The organism is Erwinia amylovora (genome assembly GCF_017161565.1).
GTDB lineage: Bacteria > Pseudomonadota > Gammaproteobacteria > Enterobacterales > Enterobacteriaceae > Erwinia > Erwinia amylovora.
On the sequence record NZ_CP066796.1, the window covers coordinates 839,565 to 856,513 of the forward strand.

A 16,949-nucleotide genomic window follows, 5' to 3' on the forward strand; every position below is an offset into this window, starting at 1 on the left:
ATTGAAAATCAACACGATGTATAATTTGTTTTGCCGCTAATGCTTACCCAAAAAACCGTTTAGTCATTTTGGTTATGAATTAGCACCAACCCTTATTTAAGGGTTGTTATGCTTACCTTTACCCTGTTGCTATAGATCTTTGACTGTGGAACTTTTGACCTAATGACGACTCAGGCACCTTCAAACATGCTTCCGCTCAATCCGGAGCAGCTCGCCCGCTTACAGGCGGCGACCGGAGATTTTTCTCCCACCCAGCTGGCCTGGCTTTCCGGTTATTTCTGGGGCATGGTTAATCAGGCACCCGGCGCTCAGACTGCCAGTGCACCGGCAGCCATTGAGGTGCCAACGGTCACCGTCCTTTCCGCTTCCCAGACCGGGAATGCCCGCCGCCTGGCTGAACAGCTGCGTGACGATCTGCTGGGTGCCAAACTCAACGTCAACCTGGTGAATGCCGGTGACTATAAGTTCAAACAAATCGGCCAGGAAAAACTGTTGGTGGTGATCACCTCAACCCAGGGTGAGGGCGAACCACCGGAAGAGGCGGTGGCATTACATAAATTCCTGATGTCGAAGAAAGCGCCAAAGATGAACGCCAGCGCCTTTGCGGTGTTTGGCCTTGGCGATACTTCTTATGAATACTTCAGCCAGGCCGGTAAAGATTTTGACGGCAGGCTGGCCGAGCTGGGCGCTGAGCGCCTGCTGGAGCGCGTCGATGCCGATGTCGAGTACGCTGCCGAGGCGCAGTCCTGGCGTCAACGGTTAACCGATATTCTGACCGCGCGTGTGCCGCAGGCGGGTTTGTCTCAGATCACGGCTGCCGCAGCGGGCAGCGTCAACGAAATCTACAGCAGCCCGTACAGCAAAGAAGCGCCGCTTAGCGCCAGCCTGGCGGTTAATCAGAAAATCACCGGCCGCCACTCCGTTAAAGATGTACGCCATATCGAAATTGACCTTGGTGATTCCGGGCTGCGCTATCAGCCCGGTGATGCGCTGGGAGTCTGGTTTGAAAACGATGCGGCGCTGGTAAAGGAGCTGCTGGAACTTCTTTGGCTGAAGGGCGACGAGCCGGTGACGGTCGATGGCCGCTCCATGCCGCTGGCGCAAGCGCTGCAAAAACATTACGAACTGACGGTAAATACCCCGCAGATTATCGAACAGTATGCCAGGCTTTCACGTAATGAGGCACTGCTGGCAATGACTGGCGATAAGAGCGCATTGCAGCACTATGCGCAGCATACGCCAATCGTTGATATGGCGCGCTATGCCCCGACCGAGCTGAACGCGGAACAGCTGACGGAGCTGCTGCGCCCGCTCACGCCGCGCTTGTACTCCATAGCCTCATCGCAGGCAGAGAACGAGAACGAAGTCCATATTACCGTGGGCGCCGTACGCTTTGAGATCGAAGGGCGTGCCCGTGCCGGAGGCGCTTCCAGCTATCTGGCTGACCGACTGAGCGAGGATGCGCAAGTGCGCATTTTCATTGAGCATAATGACAATTTCCGTCTGCCGGCCGACCCGCAAACGCCGGTGATTATGATTGGCCCCGGCACCGGGATCGCGCCATTCCGCGCCTTTATGCAGCAGCGTGACAGCGAGGGGGCTGGCGGCAAGAACTGGCTGTTCTTTGGTAACCCGCACTTTACCGAAGATTTTCTTTATCAGGTCGAGTGGCAGCGCTACATGAAGGATGGCCTGCTGACCCACATTGATTTAGCCTGGTCGCGCGATGGGCAGCATAAGGTTTACGTACAGGACAAAATTCGCGCCAAAGGCGCAGAACTGTGGCGCTGGATCGAACAGGGCGCGCATATTTATGTCTGCGGCGATGCCAACCGCATGGCTAAAGACGTTGAGCAGGCATTACTGGAAGTGGTAGCCGAATTCGGTGCAATGGACATCGAAGCGGCAGATGAGTTTTTAAGCGAGCTGCGCATTGAGCGCCGTTATCAGCGAGATGTGTACTAATGAGCGATGAAAAATACCCTGGGCCGCTGGTGGTTGAAGGCAAGCTGGTCGACGCCGAACGGCTGAAGAAACAGAGCAATTATCTGCGCGGTGGCATTGCCGAAGACCTGCATGACGGGCTGACCGGCGGCTTTAACGGCGATAACTTTCTGCTGATCCGCTTTCACGGCATGTACCAGCAGGATGACCGCGATATTCGCGCCGAACGCGCCGAACAAAAGCTGGATGCGCGTCATGCGATGATGCTGCGCTGCCGTTTGCCGGGCGGCATTATGACGCCAAAGCAGTGGCTGGCCATCGATAAGTTCGCCAGCGACAATACCCTGTACGGCAGTATTCGTTTGACTAACCGTCAAACGTTCCAGTTCCACGGCATCCTGAAAGGCAACGTCAAACCGGCGCATCAGATGCTGCACGAAGTCGGGCTGGACGCGCTGGCCACCGCCAACGATGTCAACCGTAACGTGCTGTGCAGCTCGAACCCGATTGAGTCCGAACTGCATCAGGAAGCCTACGAATGGGCGAAAAAGCTCTCCGAACATCTGCTGCCGCGAACCCGTGCCTATGCGGAGATCTGGCTTGACCAGGAAAAAGTCGCCACCACCGATGAAGAGCCGATCCTCGGTGAAACCTATCTGCCGCGTAAGTTCAAAACCACCGTGGTGGTTCCGCCGCACAATGACGTAGACCTGCACGCTAACGACATGAACTTTATCGCCATCGCTGAACACGGCAGGCTGGTCGGTTTCAACCTGCTGGTCGGCGGCGGTCTTTCTATTGAACACGGAAATAAAGCCACCTATGCCCGTACCGCCAGCGAGTTCGGCTATCTGCCGCTGAGTAAGATACTCGACGTGGCCGAAGCAGTGGTAACCACCCAGCGTGACTGGGGCAACCGTACTGACCGTAAAAATGCCAAAACCAAGTACACCCTTGAGCGCGTGGGGCCGGATGTGTTTAAGGCAGAAGTCGAGCGCCGTGCCGGTATCACCTTTGAGCCGATCCGACCGTATGAATTTACCACCCGTGGCGATCGTTTCGGCTGGGTTAAGGGCATTGACAACCAGTGGCATCTCACGCTGTTTATCGAAAATGGCCGTCTGCTGGATTATCCGGGCCGCCCGCTGAAAACCGGCCTGGCAGAAATTGCCAAAATCCACCACGGTGACTTCCGCCTGACCGCGAATCAAAACCTGATCGTTGCCAGGGTGCCGGAGGCAGAAAAAGACAATATTCAGCGGCTGGCGGTCGCGCACGGTCTGATGGAAAACGTCAGTCATCAGCGTGAAAACTCGATGGCCTGTGTGGCATTCCCGACCTGTCCGCTGGCGATGGCGGAAGCAGAGCGTTTTCTGCCGCAGTTCGTCACCCGCGTGGAGGAGATCCTCACCGCACACGGCGTGGGCGATGAGCATATTGTTCTGCGCGTCACCGGCTGCCCTAACGGCTGTGGTCGTGCGCTGCTGGCGGAAATCGGCCTGGTGGGGAAAGCGCCGGGGCGCTATAACCTGCACCTTGGCGGTAACCGCATTGGTACGCGCATCCCGCGCATGTATCGCGAAAATATCAACGAAGAGCAAATTCTGGCAACCCTTGATGAACTGATCGGCCGCTGGTCGCAGGAGCGCGAAGCCGATGAAGGCTTCGGTGATTTCACCATCCGTGCCGGAGTGGTGCAACCGGTACGCGATCCGGCCCGCGATTTCTGGCAATGATGGAGGCATAAGATGGCGGTTCTCGATCTCACTGCACTGAACCAACTCCCGAAGGTGGAACGCGTGATGGCGCTTGCTGACATTAACAATAAGCTGGATACGCTTTCGGCCGAGGATCGGGTGATCTGGGGGCTGGAGAATTTACCAGGCCAGGCGGTATTAACTTCCAGCTTCGGCATTCAGGCGGCGGTGAGCCTGCATCTGGTGACGCGCCAGAAAGCAGATATCCCGGTGATCCTCACCGATACCGGCTACCTGTTCCCGGAAACCTACCAGTTTATTGACCAGCTGACGGAGAAGCTGGATCTCAACCTACAGGTTTTCCGCGCCGCGCAAAGCCCGGCATGGCAGGAGGCACGTTACGGTAAGCTGTGGGAGCAGGGGATAGAAGGCATTGAGCGCTACAATCAGATCAACAAAGTGGAACCGATGAACCGTGCGCTGGAAACGCTGCAAGCCCGGACGTGGTTTGCCGGTCTGCGCCGCGATCAGTCCGGCAGCCGCGCGCATCTGCCGGTGCTGGCGATTAAAAAAGGCGTTTTCAAGCTGCTGCCGATCATCGACTGGGACAACCGCCAGGTTTACCAGTACCTGCAACAGCACGGCCTTGGCTACCACCCGCTGCGGGAGCAGGGCTACCTTTCAGTCGGCGATACGCATACCACGCGTAAATGGCAGCCGGGCATGGCAGAAGAAGAGACCCGCTTCTTTGGCCTGAAGCGCGAATGCGGCCTGCACGAATAAGGGAAAACGGACGGGCTGAAACCGCAGCCCGTTCCTGATGATCAGATCCCCGTCAGCGCGGAAAATGCATCGGCAGAGCGGGTGATATTGACTTTGGTCACCTCATATCGTGCTACGGCCTGAAAAGGATCTTCCGCCAGAATGGCATCAAGCCGTGCGCGATCCATCTCCTTCACCATAATCATCCCGCCCGTGCGCGGGTCTTTGCGCCCGGCGCTGATAAACTCGCCGCTGGCAAAATAGCGGTTAATCCACTCGATATGCGGTTCCTGCAGGCGGTCAACTTCGTCCATCGGGCGGGTATAGCTCAGTAAAACAAGATACATAATGACTCCAGACGTTAAAAGAGAGCAATGCCATCGGCAGCGGTCAGCGCAACAACGAGAGTGATTCTGCGCAGTTCGTTAAAGGGTGCGGCGGCCGGCTGCGATTCAGCAGCCAGTTTTTTTAAACTGACCGCAATAAATCCGTCGGGTATTTGCTGGCGTGTCCGCTGCCCGAATGCTAACGATATCATCTGTTAAGCACATTTTGTTCGCAGCTTTACCACTACGTTATTCCATTCGGTAACTACTCATTCCAATTCGTAATTTCATAACCCTTCAGCCAGACACGTATAGTCCCTTTCAAGCTTATGTGATTATGAAGGTTCGCGTGGACTATCTCCCTCTTTTTGCTGATATCAGACACAAGCCGGTGCTGGTGGTGGGCGGCGGCGACGTGGCTGCACGCAAAATCGAACTACTGCGCCGGGCCGGTGCACGGGTACAGGTCGTTTCCCGCCGGCTGTGCGAAGAACTCGCCGCTCTTGCCGAAAGTCACCACATTGAATGGCTGGCAACCGCCTATCAGCCAGAGCAGCTCGACCGGGTTTTCCTGGCGATCGCCGCCACCGATAATGCTGAACTGAACGGTCGGGTTTATCAGGATGCCACCGCTCGCCATCTGCTGGCCAACGTGGTTGATGACCAGCCGAAATGCTCTTTTATCTTCCCTTCCATCGTCGATCGTTCTCCGCTGGTGGTGGCTATCTCCTCCAGCGGCACGGCGCCGGTGCTGGCGCGCCTGCTGCGCGAAAAACTGGAGGCGCTGCTGCCTGCTAATCTCGGCCAGATGGCGCAGATCGCCGGGCAGTGGCGCGACAAGGTTAAAGCGCGCTTCACGATGATGTCCGACCGCCGCCGCTTCTGGGACAAAGCCTTTAACGGGCTGTTCGCCAGCCAGGTGGCCGCGGGCAATGTGGATGGCGCTAAACGCACGCTTGACAATCAGCTAACCGATGCGGAAACGCCCCAGGGAGAAATCATTCTTGTCGGCGCCGGCCCCGGAGACAGTGGGCTACTGACCCTGCGCGGACTGCAGGTGATGCAGCTGGCGGATGTGGTGCTGTATGACTACCTGGTCAGCGATGAAATCCTTGATTTAGTGCGGCGTGATGCTGACCGCATCTGCGTGGGTAAACGCGCCAACGCCCACAGCGTGCCACAGGAAGAGATCAACCGCATGCTGGTGGAGCTGGCACAGCAGGGCAAGCGCGTGGTGCGCCTGAAGGGCGGAGACCCGTTTATCTTTGGCCGTGGCGGTGAAGAGCTACAGGCGGCGGCGGCGGCGGGCATCCCCTTCCAGGTCGTGCCCGGCGTGACCGCAGCTGCCGGTGCTACTGCTTACGCCGGTATTCCGCTTACCCACCGTGATTATGCTCAGAGCGTGCTGTTTGTCACCGGGCAGTGCCGCGCCGACGGTAACGGCACCGACTGGCCTTCGCTGGCGCGCGCACGACAGACGCTGGCGATTTATATGGGGGCGATGGCTGCGGGGGATATTGCCGACCAGTTGATAACGCACGGGCGCGATCCGGCAACGCCCGTGGCGGTGATCGGTCGTGGGACCCGGCAGGATCAACAGGTACTGACCGGCACGCTGCAACAGCTTGGAGAGCTGGCACAAAATGCCCCCACTCCGGCGCTGTTAGTGATTGGTGAAGTGGTCAATCTGCATCAGCAGCTGGCGTGGTATCAACATTCAGCGCAGCAGGACGGACGCCAGTCCCCCGTTGTGAATTTGGCTTGAGGAACAATCATGGATCAAAAACGACTCACTCATCTGCGTCAGCTGGAGGCGGAAAGTATCCATATTATCCGTGAAGTGGCGGCAGAGTTCGCCAATCCGGTGATGATGTACTCCATCGGTAAAGATTCATCGGTGATGCTGCACCTGGCGCGCAAAGCCTTCTATCCGGGAACGCTGCCGTTCCCGCTGCTGCACGTTGATACCGGCTGGAAATTCCGCGAGATGTACGAATTCCGCGACCGCATGGTGAAAAACATCGGTGCCGAACTGCTGGTGCACCGCAACCCGGAAGGGGTGGCGATGGGGATTAACCCGTTTGTGCACGGCAGCGCCAAACACACCGATATCATGAAAACCGAAGGGCTGAAGCAGGCGCTGGACAAGTATGGCTTCGACGCGGCCTTCGGCGGCGCGCGTCGTGATGAAGAAAAGTCGCGCGCCAAAGAGCGTATCTACTCTTTCCGCGACCGCTTCCACCGCTGGGACCCGAAAAACCAGCGCCCGGAGCTGTGGCACAACTACAACGGCCAGGTTAACAAGGGCGAAAGCATCCGCGTCTTCCCGCTGTCTAACTGGACCGAGCTGGATATCTGGCAATACATTTTCCTGGAAAACATTGAAATTGTGCCGCTGTATCTGGCCGCACCGCGACCGGTACTGGAGCGTGACGGCATGTTGATGATGATTGATGACGACCGCATCGACCTGCAGCCTGGCGAAGTGATTGAGCAGCGCATGGTGCGCTTTCGAACCCTCGGCTGCTGGCCACTGACCGGCGCGGTGGAGTCAGAAGCGCAAACGCTGCCTGGTATCATTGAGGAGATGCTGGTCTCCACCACCAGCGAGCGCCAGGGGCGGATGATAGACCGCGATCAGGCCGGCTCGATGGAGCTGAAGAAACGCCAGGGTTATTTCTAAGGAGCCGCCATGAACCACATTATTGCACAACAGATTGCCGACCAGGGCGGGGTGGAAGCCTGGCTGCACGCGCAGCAGCACAAAAGCCTGCTGCGTTTTCTGACCTGTGGCAGCGTCGACGACGGCAAAAGTACCCTGATTGGCCGACTGCTGCACGACACGCGGCAGATCTACGAAGACCAGCTGTCATCGCTGCATAACGACAGCAAACGTCACGGTACTCAGGGGGAAAAACTGGACCTGGCGCTGCTGGTTGACGGTTTGCAGGCCGAGCGCGAACAGGGCATCACCATCGACGTGGCCTATCGCTACTTCTCTACTGAAAAGCGCAAATTTATTATCGCTGATACGCCAGGGCACGAGCAGTACACGCGCAATATGGCGACGGGCGCATCAACCTGCGATCTGGCGATCCTGCTGATCGATGCGCGCAAAGGCGTGCTCGATCAAACCCGCCGTCACAGCTTTATCTCAACGCTGCTGGGCATTAAACATCTGGTGGTGGCGATCAACAAAATGGATCTGGTGAACTACAGCCAGGCGACCTTCGAGCAGATAAAACAGGATTATCTCAATTTCGCTACGCAGCTGCCGGACAATCTTGATATCCGTTTTGTGCCGCTGTCGGCGCTGGAAGGCGAAAACGTGGCCGCGCCGAGCGAACAGATGAGCTGGTACAGCGGCCCGACGCTGCTGGACGTGCTGGAAACCGTCGAGGTCCGGCGCGTGGTGGAACAGCAGCCGATGCGCTTCCCGGTGCAGTATGTCAACCGCCCAAACCTCGATTTCCGTGGCTATGCGGGAACGCTGTCATCCGGTCGCGTGCAGGTGGGGCAGCGGGTGAAAGTGCTGCCGTCCGGCGTTGAATCTGCCGTGGCGCGCATTGTCACCTTTGACGGCGACCTGCAACAGGCCGCCGCCGGGCAAGCCATCACCCTGGTGCTGAAAGATGAGATCGATATCAGCCGCGGCGACCTGCTGGTGGATGCCGAAGCAGAACTGACGCCGGTACGGGCCGCTGCGGTGGATGTGGTATGGATGTCTGAGCAACCGCTGCTCGCCGGGCAGAGTTTTGATGTGAAAATCGCCGGCAAGAAAACGCGCGCGCGCGTAGAGAAAATAGCGCATCAGGTGGAAATCAATAATCTGACGCAGCATTCCAGCGCAGAACTGCCGCTGAACGCCATTGGTCTGGTCAACATCATCTTTGATGAGCCAATGGTGCTCGATAGCTACCAGCAGAACCCGGTCACCGGCGGCATGATCTTTATCGATCGCCTGAGTAACGTCACCGTGGGAGCGGGAATGATCCGGCAGCCGCTGGCAGAAGAGCTCTCCGTTGGCAGCACCAACTTCAGCGCTTTTGAACTGGAGCTGAATGCGCTGGTACGTCGTCACTTCCCGCACTGGAATGCACGCGATCTGTTGGGCGGCAGATAGTATGGCGCAACATGATGAGAACGTAGTGTGGCATCCGCATCCGGTCACCCGGGAAGCGCGTGAGCGGCTGCATGGCCATCAGGGCGTGGTGCTGTGGTTTACCGGGCTGTCCGGGTCCGGTAAGTCCACCGTTGCCGGGGCGCTGGAGCAGGCACTGCATCAGCTTGGCGTCAGCAGCTATCTGCTTGACGGCGATAACGTGCGCCACGGCCTGTGCCGGGATCTCGGCTTCAGCGATGACGATCGTAAAGAGAATATCCGCCGGGTTGGCGAAGTGGCGCGGCTGATGGCGGATGCCGGGCTGGTGGTACTGAGCGCATTTATCTCCCCCCATCGTGCTGAACGCCAGATGGTGCGCGATATGCTGGGCGATGGGCGCTTTATTGAGGTGTTCGTTGACACGCCGCTGGCCATTTGTGAAGCACGCGACCCGAAGGGGCTTTATAAAAAGGCACGGGCGGGAGAGCTGCGCAACTTCACCGGCATTGATGCGGAATATCAGGCCCCCTTGCAGGCTGATATCCGTCTTGATGGTGAACAATTGGTAACACATTTGACCCGTCAAATATTAGATCTGTTGCGTCAGCAAGATATCATCAAACCCTGAGCTAACTTTGGCTACTGCCCGTCAGCGGGCGTGGTTAGCAGGCGCGGCAGTGCTGAACTGCCCCGCCTGAGATGCAACGGGGTATCTATGCACAATGCAACCTCCATTCAGGCAGGTAAAAACCAGCGCCAGCGAAAAGCAACTTCCTGGTCCCTTCCCGGTGGCGTGGCCGGCTTTGTCGCCTGGTGGATAGCGTTGGCAATCCCGTTAATGATGTACGGCTCAGGCACTCTTTTCTTGTTTTTTCTTTATACCTGGCCTTTCTTTCTTGCGCTATTACCGGTTTCGGTGCTGGCAGGCATTGTCATCAGCGCGCTGCTGCGCGGTCATGTGATCTGGACGGCGCTGGTCACCCCCCTGTTAACCCTCTCCCTGTTCTGGCTGTTATTTTGTCTGTTATCCAGCTGGTAACGCTGTCCTCACCGATGTGCTAACGCATCGCTGCGTTACAAATTTTTGCACAGCCGTTCAAAGCGCGAGCCAAATCCTGCTCCTTTTTACCGCATTTTCACGCCGTTTTTGCTCAGTAACGTTCAATTTAATCTTCAGAGTGGAGTCGCACTAAAAGTTATGGGATGATTGAGCCGTTTCGCAGGGGGCGGGGATGGGAAAACTTACGCTGCTGTTACTTGTGCTTCTCGGCTGGCTGCAATATTCGCTCTGGCTGGGCAAGAACGGCATTCATGACTACACGCGTGTTAATGACGATGTTGCTTCGCAGCAGGGCACTAATGCCAGGCTTAAAGCGCGTAACGATCGGCTGTTTGCTGAAATCGACGACTTAAATGGCGGTTCGGAAGCCATTGAAGAGCGCGCACGCAACGAGCTGGGGATGATCAAACCCGGCGAGACTTTCTATCGCCTTGTGCCGGACCAAAACAGACGCAACGCGCAGCAGACACGGGTAGCCAGCCAGTAATCGCCATCATGAATAATCTCATCTCTTTATCAAACGTGGTTGCCGTGGTGCCCGCTGCGGGCATTGGTAGCCGTATGCTGTCCGGCTGCCCGAAGCAGTATCTTACCATCTGCGGCAAAACCATTCTGGAACACAGCCTGGCTGCGCTGCTGGCGCATCCGGCGGTCAGTCGGGTGGTAGTGGCGCTCAGTCCACAAGATAGCCATTTTCATCAACTGCCCATCGCCCGGGATGCGCGCGTCTCTGCGGTGACGGGCGGCCTTCAGCGTGCCGATTCGGTGCTGGCAGGTTTACAGGCGGCTTCGTCAGCCCAGTGGGCGCTGGTACATGATGCCGCTCGCCCCTGCCTGCATCCCGAAGATCTGAGCCGTCTGCTGGCTCTTACTGCCAGCAGTAAAGTTGGCGGCATTCTGGCAGCGCCGGTACGCGACACCATGAAGCGCGCCATCAGCGGCCGCAGCGATATCGATCATACCGTTGAACGTGAAGCGCTGTGGCACGCGCTGACGCCGCAGCTGTTTCCGGTCGGGCTGTTGCGCGACTGCCTGCTGCGCGCGCTCGGTGAAGGCGCGAACATTACCGATGAGGCTTCGGCGCTGGAGTACTGCGGCTATCATCCTGAGCTGGTCACCGGACGCAGCGATAACCTGAAAGTCACGCGACCGGAAGATCTGGCGCTGGCGCAATTTTATCTGACCCAAAGACATCGTTAATCAGGAGCGCATAATGCGTATTGGTCACGGTTTTGATGTACATGCTTTCGGCGGCGAAGGCCCGCTGATTATTGGTGGCGTGCGAATTCCCTATGAGAAAGGTTTACTTGCTCACTCAGACGGTGACGTGGCGCTGCACGCACTGACTGACGCGCTGCTTGGCGCGGCGGCGTTAGGCGATATTGGCAAACTGTTCCCGGATACCGATGAGGCTTACAAAGGTGCTGACAGCCGCGAGCTGCTGCGCGAAGCGCTGCGTCAGATCGCGCAGAAAGGCTACCGCGTCGGCAACGTTGATGTGACGATCATTGCCCAGGCACCGAAAATGTTGCCGCATGCGCCACAGATGCGCATCAATATTGCTGAAGATCTGGGAATTCATATGGACGAGGTTAACGTGAAGGCGACCACCACTGAAAAGCTCGGCTTCACCGGGCGCGGCGAAGGCATTGCCTGTGAAGCCGTTGCGTTATTGATTAAGGCGTAACTGATGGATTTATCCGGTCAGGGCTGGCTGCACGGCAAACCCACTGCCAGCGGCGTGCTGAAAAGTAGCCCCGAAGATTTCGTGGTGATTGAAGATCTCGGCTACGCGCCGGATGGGGATGGCGAACAGCTGCTGGTGCGCGTGCGTAAACAAGGCTGCAATACGCGTTTTGTTGCCGAGGCGCTGGCGAAATTTGCTGCTATTCATCCGCGGGAGGTTAGCTTTGCCGGCATGAAAGACAGACATGCCGTCAGCGAGCAGTGGTTCTGTCTGCGTCTGCCGGGCAAAGTCACGCCGGACATGAACACCTTTCAGCTGGAGGGCGTACAGGTGCTGGAAAGCACGCGACATCGCCGCAAACTGCGCACCGGGGCCTTGCAGGGCAATGCCTTTACGCTGGTTCTGCGTCAGATATCCGACCGCGAGGCGGTGGAACAACGCCTGCAGCAGATTGCCGCTAACGGGGTGCCAAACTATTTTGGCAGCCAGCGCTTCGGTCATGATGGCAATAATCTGACGCTGGCACAGCGCTGGGCGGCGGATGAAATTCGCGTACGCGAGCGCAGTAAACGCAGTATTATTCTGTCTGCCGCACGTAGCGCGATGTTCAATCAGGTCGTGAGTGACCGTCTGGCGCAGCAGGGATCCCTGAGTCGGGTACTGGCCGGCGATGCGCTACAGCTTACCGGGCGCGGCAGCTGGTTTGTGGCAGAAGCCGCTGAACTCGGCAGTCTGCAACAGCGCGTGGACAGCAATGAGCTGCGTATCACCGCGCCGCTGCCGGGCAGCGGTGAATGGGGCTCGCGTGACGGAGCGCTGGCCTTTGAGCAAAACAGCCTGGCGCATCAGGGCGCGCTTATCGCGTTGATGGGGCGTGAGCGGGTCGACACAGCGCGCCGTGCGATGCTGGTGATACCTCGCGATCTGATCTGGAGCTGGGCAGATGACGCCACGCTTGAGATGAACTTCTGGCTGCCCGCCGGCAGCTTTGCCACCAGCCTGGTAAGAGAACTGTTGGTCACTCAGAGCAGTTCCACCGAAGCAGACGAGTAACCGTTCTCCGGCAAAGCCTGTTTCAGGCAGCGGGCTTTGCTGACATTTCCGTCTCGATATTAGCGGTGATCCTTTGTTTTCCTACGATGTTTGACAGCACCCGCGTTAGCATCACCGCAGCAAAAGCCAGCTCCCTGCGCCGCTGTCATATTCGATAGTAAGATAAGCCGCCATTGCTGGCATCTTACTACTTACCAGATATTTATACCTACCATCGAGCGAAGCAATCCGGCTAAAATACGCCAATCAGTTCACACAGTGGTGTGGATGGAAGCCAGCATAGTGCGAACAGGTAAAGCTTCAGGATAAAATCCACTCTGGCTCCTGCTGTGGTTCATTAAATTCAATAAGTCAGGTATCAGATGCGCATATTGCTGAGTAACGACGACGGTATCCATGCTCCGGGCATTCAGACGCTGGCAAAGGCGCTGCGTGAATTTGCTGAGGTGCAGCTTGTCGCCCCTGATCGCAATCGAAGCGGAGCGTCAAACTCACTGACGCTGGAGACGCCTCTGCGCACCTTTCATTACCCCAACGGGGATATTGCGGTACAAATGGGCACGCCGACTGACTGTGTTTATCTCGGCGTCAATACTCTGATGCGCCCGAAGCCGGATATTGTGGTCTCTGGCATTAACGCCGGCCCTAATCTTGGCGACGATGTCATCTATTCCGGAACCGTTGCGGCGGCAATGGAAGGGCGGCATCTTGGCCTGCCGGCGCTGGCGGTCTCACTCAACGGCTACCAGCACTATGACACTGCTGCCCTGGTAACCTGCTCAATCCTTAAAGCGTTATTACGTGAACCATTACGTACCGGCCGCATCCTCAATATTAATGTACCGGATCTGCCGCTGGATCAGATTAAAGGGATCCGCGTCACTCGTTGCGGCAGCCGTCATCCCAGCAGTCAGGCTATCGCACAGCAGGATCCGCGCGGTAATACGCTGTACTGGATCGGCCCTCCCGGTGAAAAGCTTGATGCCGGGCCTGATACTGACTTCGCCGCGGTTGATGAAGGCTATGTGTCAGTGACGGCGCTGCATGTCGATCTTACTGCCCATGCGGCGCAGCAGGTTGTCTCCTCGTGGCTGGAAAGTGCAGGGGTCACCAGGGAATGGTGAGCGGGCGCATAGAAAGCCTGCTGGCGCAGTTGCGTTTACAGGGCATTGATGACGAGCGGCTGTTGCTGGCTATCGGTGACGTGCCGCGTGCGCGCTTCATTGATGAAGCCTTCGAACACAAAGCCTGGGAAAATACCGCGTTGCCGATTGGCTGCGGACAAACGATTTCCCAGCCTTACATGGTGGCCAAAATGACTTCGTTGCTGGCGCTGACCCCGGCATCGCGCGTGTTGGAAATCGGCACCGGCTCAGGCTACCAGACGGCAATCCTTGCGCATCTGGCGGGGCATGTTTGTTCGGTAGAACGCATCAAAGGACTGCAGTGGCAGGCTAAACGCCGTCTGAAACAGCTGGATCTGCATAATGTTTCTACCCGACATGGCGATGGCTGGCTGGGCTGGCCCTCACGCGGGCCATTTGACGCGATTATAGTGACGGCTGCCCCGCCGGAAATACCGCATGCGCTGATGTCGCAGCTTGTTGATGGTGGGGTTATGGTATTGCCTGTCGGGGAAGAAAACCAGGTGCTGAAACGTATTCGCCGCAAAGGCGATGAGTTTATTGTCGATGTCATTGAGCCGGTGCGTTTTGTGCCACTGGTGAAAGGCGACCTTGCCTGAACGTCACGGCGAGGATATTTGTACACAACTGTTTCATGGCACGCGGTCATTGATATTGCTAGTATCTGGTTCTGTTGCACAGTTTTAGCGCTGCAATAAAGTTGATCATTATTTATAAAAGTATTGCCGTAATGGGGGAGTCAATGAGCATGGGAAGCCCGGTTTTTAAGTTGCGCCGTATAGCGGCCATTTCACTGGTAGGATTTTGGCTGGCAGGCTGTTCCAGCAGCGACGATACACAAGCCCCTATCAGCTCGGTTGGCGGAAATGAATCCGGCATGATGAGCGGCAATTCTGCGTCTACGGGCAATCCGGCTTCTGCAGGGGATGCCATTCCCGTCAGCAGTGCCGGGGGCGGCAGCACAGGCAATCTTGTTCGCCCGGCCCGGCCACCCGTGTCGAACAGCGGAATGAATGTTCCCGCGCCCAGCCAGCCGCAAAATATGGTCAATGAGAATGGTCGTATAGTTTATAACCGTAGTTATGAGAATATTCCGAAAGGTAGCTACGGTGGTGACACTTATACGGTCAAACGCGGCGATACTTTATTTTATATTGCCTGGATTACCGGCAATGATTTTCGCGATCTGGCACAACGTAATAATGTCGCCGCGCCCTACAGCCTCAACGTGGGACAGCAGTTGCAGGTCGCCAACGGTACGGGTACCCCCATTACGGGTGGCAATGCAGTCACGGCCGCTGACGCTACTGCAGCTGGCGTAACAACGTCTCCTGCCGGCACGCAGATGAAAACGGCAACGGTTGCACACCAACCTGTAATTACGTATTCTGAAGACTCAGATACAACAAGTGAGGGCAAAATGCTGCCTTCATCCGGTAAAACTGTTGCAACGACGACAGTTCCGGTTGCCGTTCCGACCGTCAGCAGTACAACGGACAGCTCCACTGAAGTGGGAAGCTGGCGTTGGCCAACCGACGGTAAGATTATTGATAACTTCTCTGCTTCCGAAGGTGGCAATAAAGGTATCGATATCGCAGGATCGCATGGCCAACCCGTTGTTTCCACTGCTTCCGGGCGGGTGGTATACGCCGGTAACGCGCTACGCGGTTACGGTAATTTGATTATCATCAAGCATAATGATGACTATCTGAGTGCTTATGCCCACAATGATACGATGCTGGTCCGTGAACAACAAGAAGTGAAAGCGGGTCAAAAGATTGCCACGATGGGTAGTACTGGCACGAGTTCTGTTAGATTACACTTTGAAATTCGTTACAAGGGGAAATCCGTAAACCCGTTGCGTTATTTGCCGCAACGATAATCCGGCAGAACCTTGCGGTTCTGCCTTGGGATCACGGGTAGGAGCCGCTTATGAGCCAGAATACGCTGAAAGTTAACGAGTTAAATGAAGACGCGGAATTCGACGAAAACGGAGCAGAGGTTTTTGATGAGAAGGCTCTTGTCGGAAATGAACCTGGTGATAACGAGTTAGCTGAAGAAGATTTGTTATCTCAGGGTGCAACACAGCGCGTGCTGGATGCAACCCAGCTCTACTTGGGAGAGATTGGTTACTCTCCACTGCTCACGGCTGAGGAAGAAGTCTTTTTTGCCCGTCGTGCACTCCGTGGTGATGTGCCTTCACGTCGTCGGATGATCGAAAGTAACTTACGCCTGGTGGTCAAGATTGCCCGACGTTACAGCAATCGCGGTCTGGCTCTGCTGGACCTGATTGAAGAAGGTAACCTTGGACTGATCCGTGCGGTAGAGAAATTTGATCCGGAAAGAGGGTTCCGTTTTTCTACTTACGCCACCTGGTGGATCCGTCAGACGATTGAACGGGCAATCATGAATCAAACCCGTACCATTCGTCTGCCGATCCACATTGTGAAAGAACTGAATGTTTATCTGCGCACCGCGCGAGAACTCTCACATAAGCTCGATCATGAGCCAAGTGCGGAAGAGATTGCGGAAAAGTTAGATAAGCCTGTTGATGACGTGAGCCGGATGCTGCGCCTCAACGAACGCATTACCTCAGTTGATACGCCACTGGGCGGGGATTCTGAAAAAGCGTTGCTGGATATTCTGGCCGATGAAAAAGACAACGGCCCGGAAGATACCACCCAAGACGATGATATGAAACAAAGCATCGTTAAGTGGCTGTTTGAACTCAACGCCAAGCAGCGTGAAGTACTGGCTCGCCGTTTTGGCCTGTTAGGCTATGAAGCGGCCACGCTGGAAGATGTAGGCCGTGAAATTGGTTTGACCCGTGAGCGTGTTCGTCAGATTCAGGTTGAAGGACTGCGTCGTCTGCGTGAAATACTGCAGGGGCAGGGATTGAGTATTGAAGCACTCTTCCGTGAATGATAGCGCGAAGAACAGTGTGAAAGAATAACAGTCTGATTTTCAGTAATGCTTAAGGCGGTGACGCTTCAAAACGTCACCGCTTTTTTTATTGCCTTTTGTCGGTAGCGACAGCGTGCTTTTTGCCAACTGTGTTCATTCGCAGTGGGAATAACCCGATGTGACACGGCGAAGTCGCTTATCCGCTACCGGCCTGTCATCACAGGCAGTTCAGCAGGCAACCTTTTCGGTCGCCCGTTGCTTAACCGAAT

Annotated in this window: 17 protein-coding genes; 16 read left to right on the forward strand and 1 reads right to left on the reverse strand. The window is 56.4% G+C overall.

Annotated elements, in window-relative coordinates; translation table 11 throughout:
- Positions 1 to 162 precede the first annotated feature (162 nt).
- Genes cysJ through JGC47_RS03790 form a run of 3 tightly spaced genes read left to right on the forward strand, consistent with a single transcriptional unit; the run spans position 163 to position 4,424 of the window.
- The gene (cysJ, locus tag JGC47_RS03780; RefSeq protein WP_004155801.1) at positions 163 to 1,965 is read left to right on the forward strand and encodes an NADPH-dependent assimilatory sulfite reductase flavoprotein subunit; all 1,803 of its coding nucleotides are present in this window, start codon (positions 163 to 165) and stop codon (positions 1,963 to 1,965) included.
- Entirely contained in the window at positions 1,965 to 3,680 is a 1,716-nt protein-coding gene (gene cysI, locus JGC47_RS03785) for an assimilatory sulfite reductase (NADPH) hemoprotein subunit (RefSeq protein ID WP_004155804.1), read from the forward strand. Before cysJ ends, cysI begins: the two co-directional genes overlap by 1 nt.
- Positions 3,681 to 3,692: 12 nt before the next feature.
- Entirely contained in the window at positions 3,693 to 4,424 is a 732-nt protein-coding gene (locus JGC47_RS03790; RefSeq protein WP_004155806.1) for a phosphoadenylyl-sulfate reductase, read from the forward strand.
- A 41-nt stretch (positions 4,425 to 4,465) separates the two neighbouring features.
- Here the strand turns inward: JGC47_RS03790 and JGC47_RS03795 are convergent, their stop codons facing one another.
- Complete coding sequence (locus JGC47_RS03795) at positions 4,466 to 4,750, reverse strand: YciI family protein (protein WP_004155808.1); 285 nt, start codon at positions 4,748 to 4,750, stop codon at positions 4,466 to 4,468.
- A 328-nt stretch (positions 4,751 to 5,078) separates the two neighbouring features.
- On the opposite strand from JGC47_RS03795, the gene cysG reads away from it, so the two are divergent.
- The 13 genes from cysG to rpoS all read left to right on the forward strand — a co-directional run bounded on the left by cysG (position 5,079) and on the right by rpoS (position 16,701).
- Positions 5,079 to 6,494: a siroheme synthase CysG gene (gene cysG, locus JGC47_RS03800; RefSeq protein ID WP_024015180.1), complete on the forward strand. Its 1,416-nt coding sequence runs from the start codon at positions 5,079 to 5,081 to the stop codon at positions 6,492 to 6,494.
- A 9-nt stretch (positions 6,495 to 6,503) separates the two neighbouring features.
- Entirely contained in the window at positions 6,504 to 7,412 is a 909-nt protein-coding gene (gene cysD, locus JGC47_RS03805; RefSeq protein WP_004155818.1) for a sulfate adenylyltransferase subunit CysD, read from the forward strand.
- 9 nt (positions 7,413 to 7,421) lie between these two features.
- Positions 7,422 to 8,852, forward strand: a complete 1,431-nt coding sequence (cysN, locus tag JGC47_RS03810; RefSeq protein WP_004155821.1) for a sulfate adenylyltransferase subunit CysN — start codon at positions 7,422 to 7,424, stop codon at positions 8,850 to 8,852.
- A gap of 1 nt (position 8,853) precedes the next feature.
- Positions 8,854 to 9,459, forward strand: a complete 606-nt coding sequence (gene cysC, locus JGC47_RS03815; protein ID WP_013036196.1) for an adenylyl-sulfate kinase — start codon at positions 8,854 to 8,856, stop codon at positions 9,457 to 9,459.
- A gap of 87 nt (positions 9,460 to 9,546) precedes the next feature.
- Positions 9,547 to 9,870 carry a DUF3561 family protein gene (locus JGC47_RS03820; protein WP_004155824.1) on the forward strand — a complete coding sequence of 108 codons (324 nt, stop codon included), beginning with the start codon at positions 9,547 to 9,549 and terminating at the stop codon, positions 9,868 to 9,870.
- Between the two features lie 193 nt (positions 9,871 to 10,063).
- Positions 10,064 to 10,378: a cell division protein FtsB gene (gene ftsB / locus JGC47_RS03825; RefSeq protein ID WP_004155825.1), complete on the forward strand. Its 315-nt coding sequence runs from the start codon at positions 10,064 to 10,066 to the stop codon at positions 10,376 to 10,378.
- An 8-nt stretch (positions 10,379 to 10,386) separates the two neighbouring features.
- Positions 10,387 to 11,091: a 2-C-methyl-D-erythritol 4-phosphate cytidylyltransferase gene (gene ispD / locus JGC47_RS03830; protein ID WP_004155828.1), complete on the forward strand. Its 705-nt coding sequence runs from the start codon at positions 10,387 to 10,389 to the stop codon at positions 11,089 to 11,091.
- A 13-nt stretch (positions 11,092 to 11,104) separates the two neighbouring features.
- Complete coding sequence (gene ispF / locus JGC47_RS03835; RefSeq protein WP_004155832.1) at positions 11,105 to 11,578, forward strand: 2-C-methyl-D-erythritol 2,4-cyclodiphosphate synthase; 474 nt, start codon at positions 11,105 to 11,107, stop codon at positions 11,576 to 11,578.
- Positions 11,579 to 11,581: 3 nt separating this feature from the next.
- The gene (truD, locus tag JGC47_RS03840) at positions 11,582 to 12,631 is read left to right on the forward strand and encodes a tRNA pseudouridine(13) synthase TruD (RefSeq protein WP_004155834.1); all 1,050 of its coding nucleotides are present in this window, start codon (positions 11,582 to 11,584) and stop codon (positions 12,629 to 12,631) included.
- A 362-nt stretch (positions 12,632 to 12,993) separates the two neighbouring features.
- On the forward strand, positions 12,994 to 13,755 hold the full coding sequence (gene surE / locus JGC47_RS03845) for a 5'/3'-nucleotidase SurE (RefSeq protein WP_004155835.1): 762 nt from the start codon (positions 12,994 to 12,996) through the stop codon (positions 13,753 to 13,755).
- Positions 13,749 to 14,375 carry a protein-L-isoaspartate(D-aspartate) O-methyltransferase gene (locus JGC47_RS03850; protein WP_004155836.1) on the forward strand — a complete coding sequence of 209 codons (627 nt, stop codon included), beginning with the start codon at positions 13,749 to 13,751 and terminating at the stop codon, positions 14,373 to 14,375. The genes surE and JGC47_RS03850 overlap by 7 nt, the downstream gene beginning before the upstream one ends.
- Positions 14,376 to 14,524: 149 nt before the next feature.
- Entirely contained in the window at positions 14,525 to 15,658 is a 1,134-nt protein-coding gene (nlpD, locus tag JGC47_RS03855; RefSeq protein WP_004155837.1) for a murein hydrolase activator NlpD, read from the forward strand.
- Positions 15,659 to 15,708: 50 nt separating this feature from the next.
- A complete protein-coding gene (rpoS, locus tag JGC47_RS03860) occupies positions 15,709 to 16,701 on the forward strand; it encodes an RNA polymerase sigma factor RpoS (protein WP_004155838.1) in 993 nt (330 codons plus the stop codon).
- Positions 16,702 to 16,949: the final 248 nt, after the last annotated feature.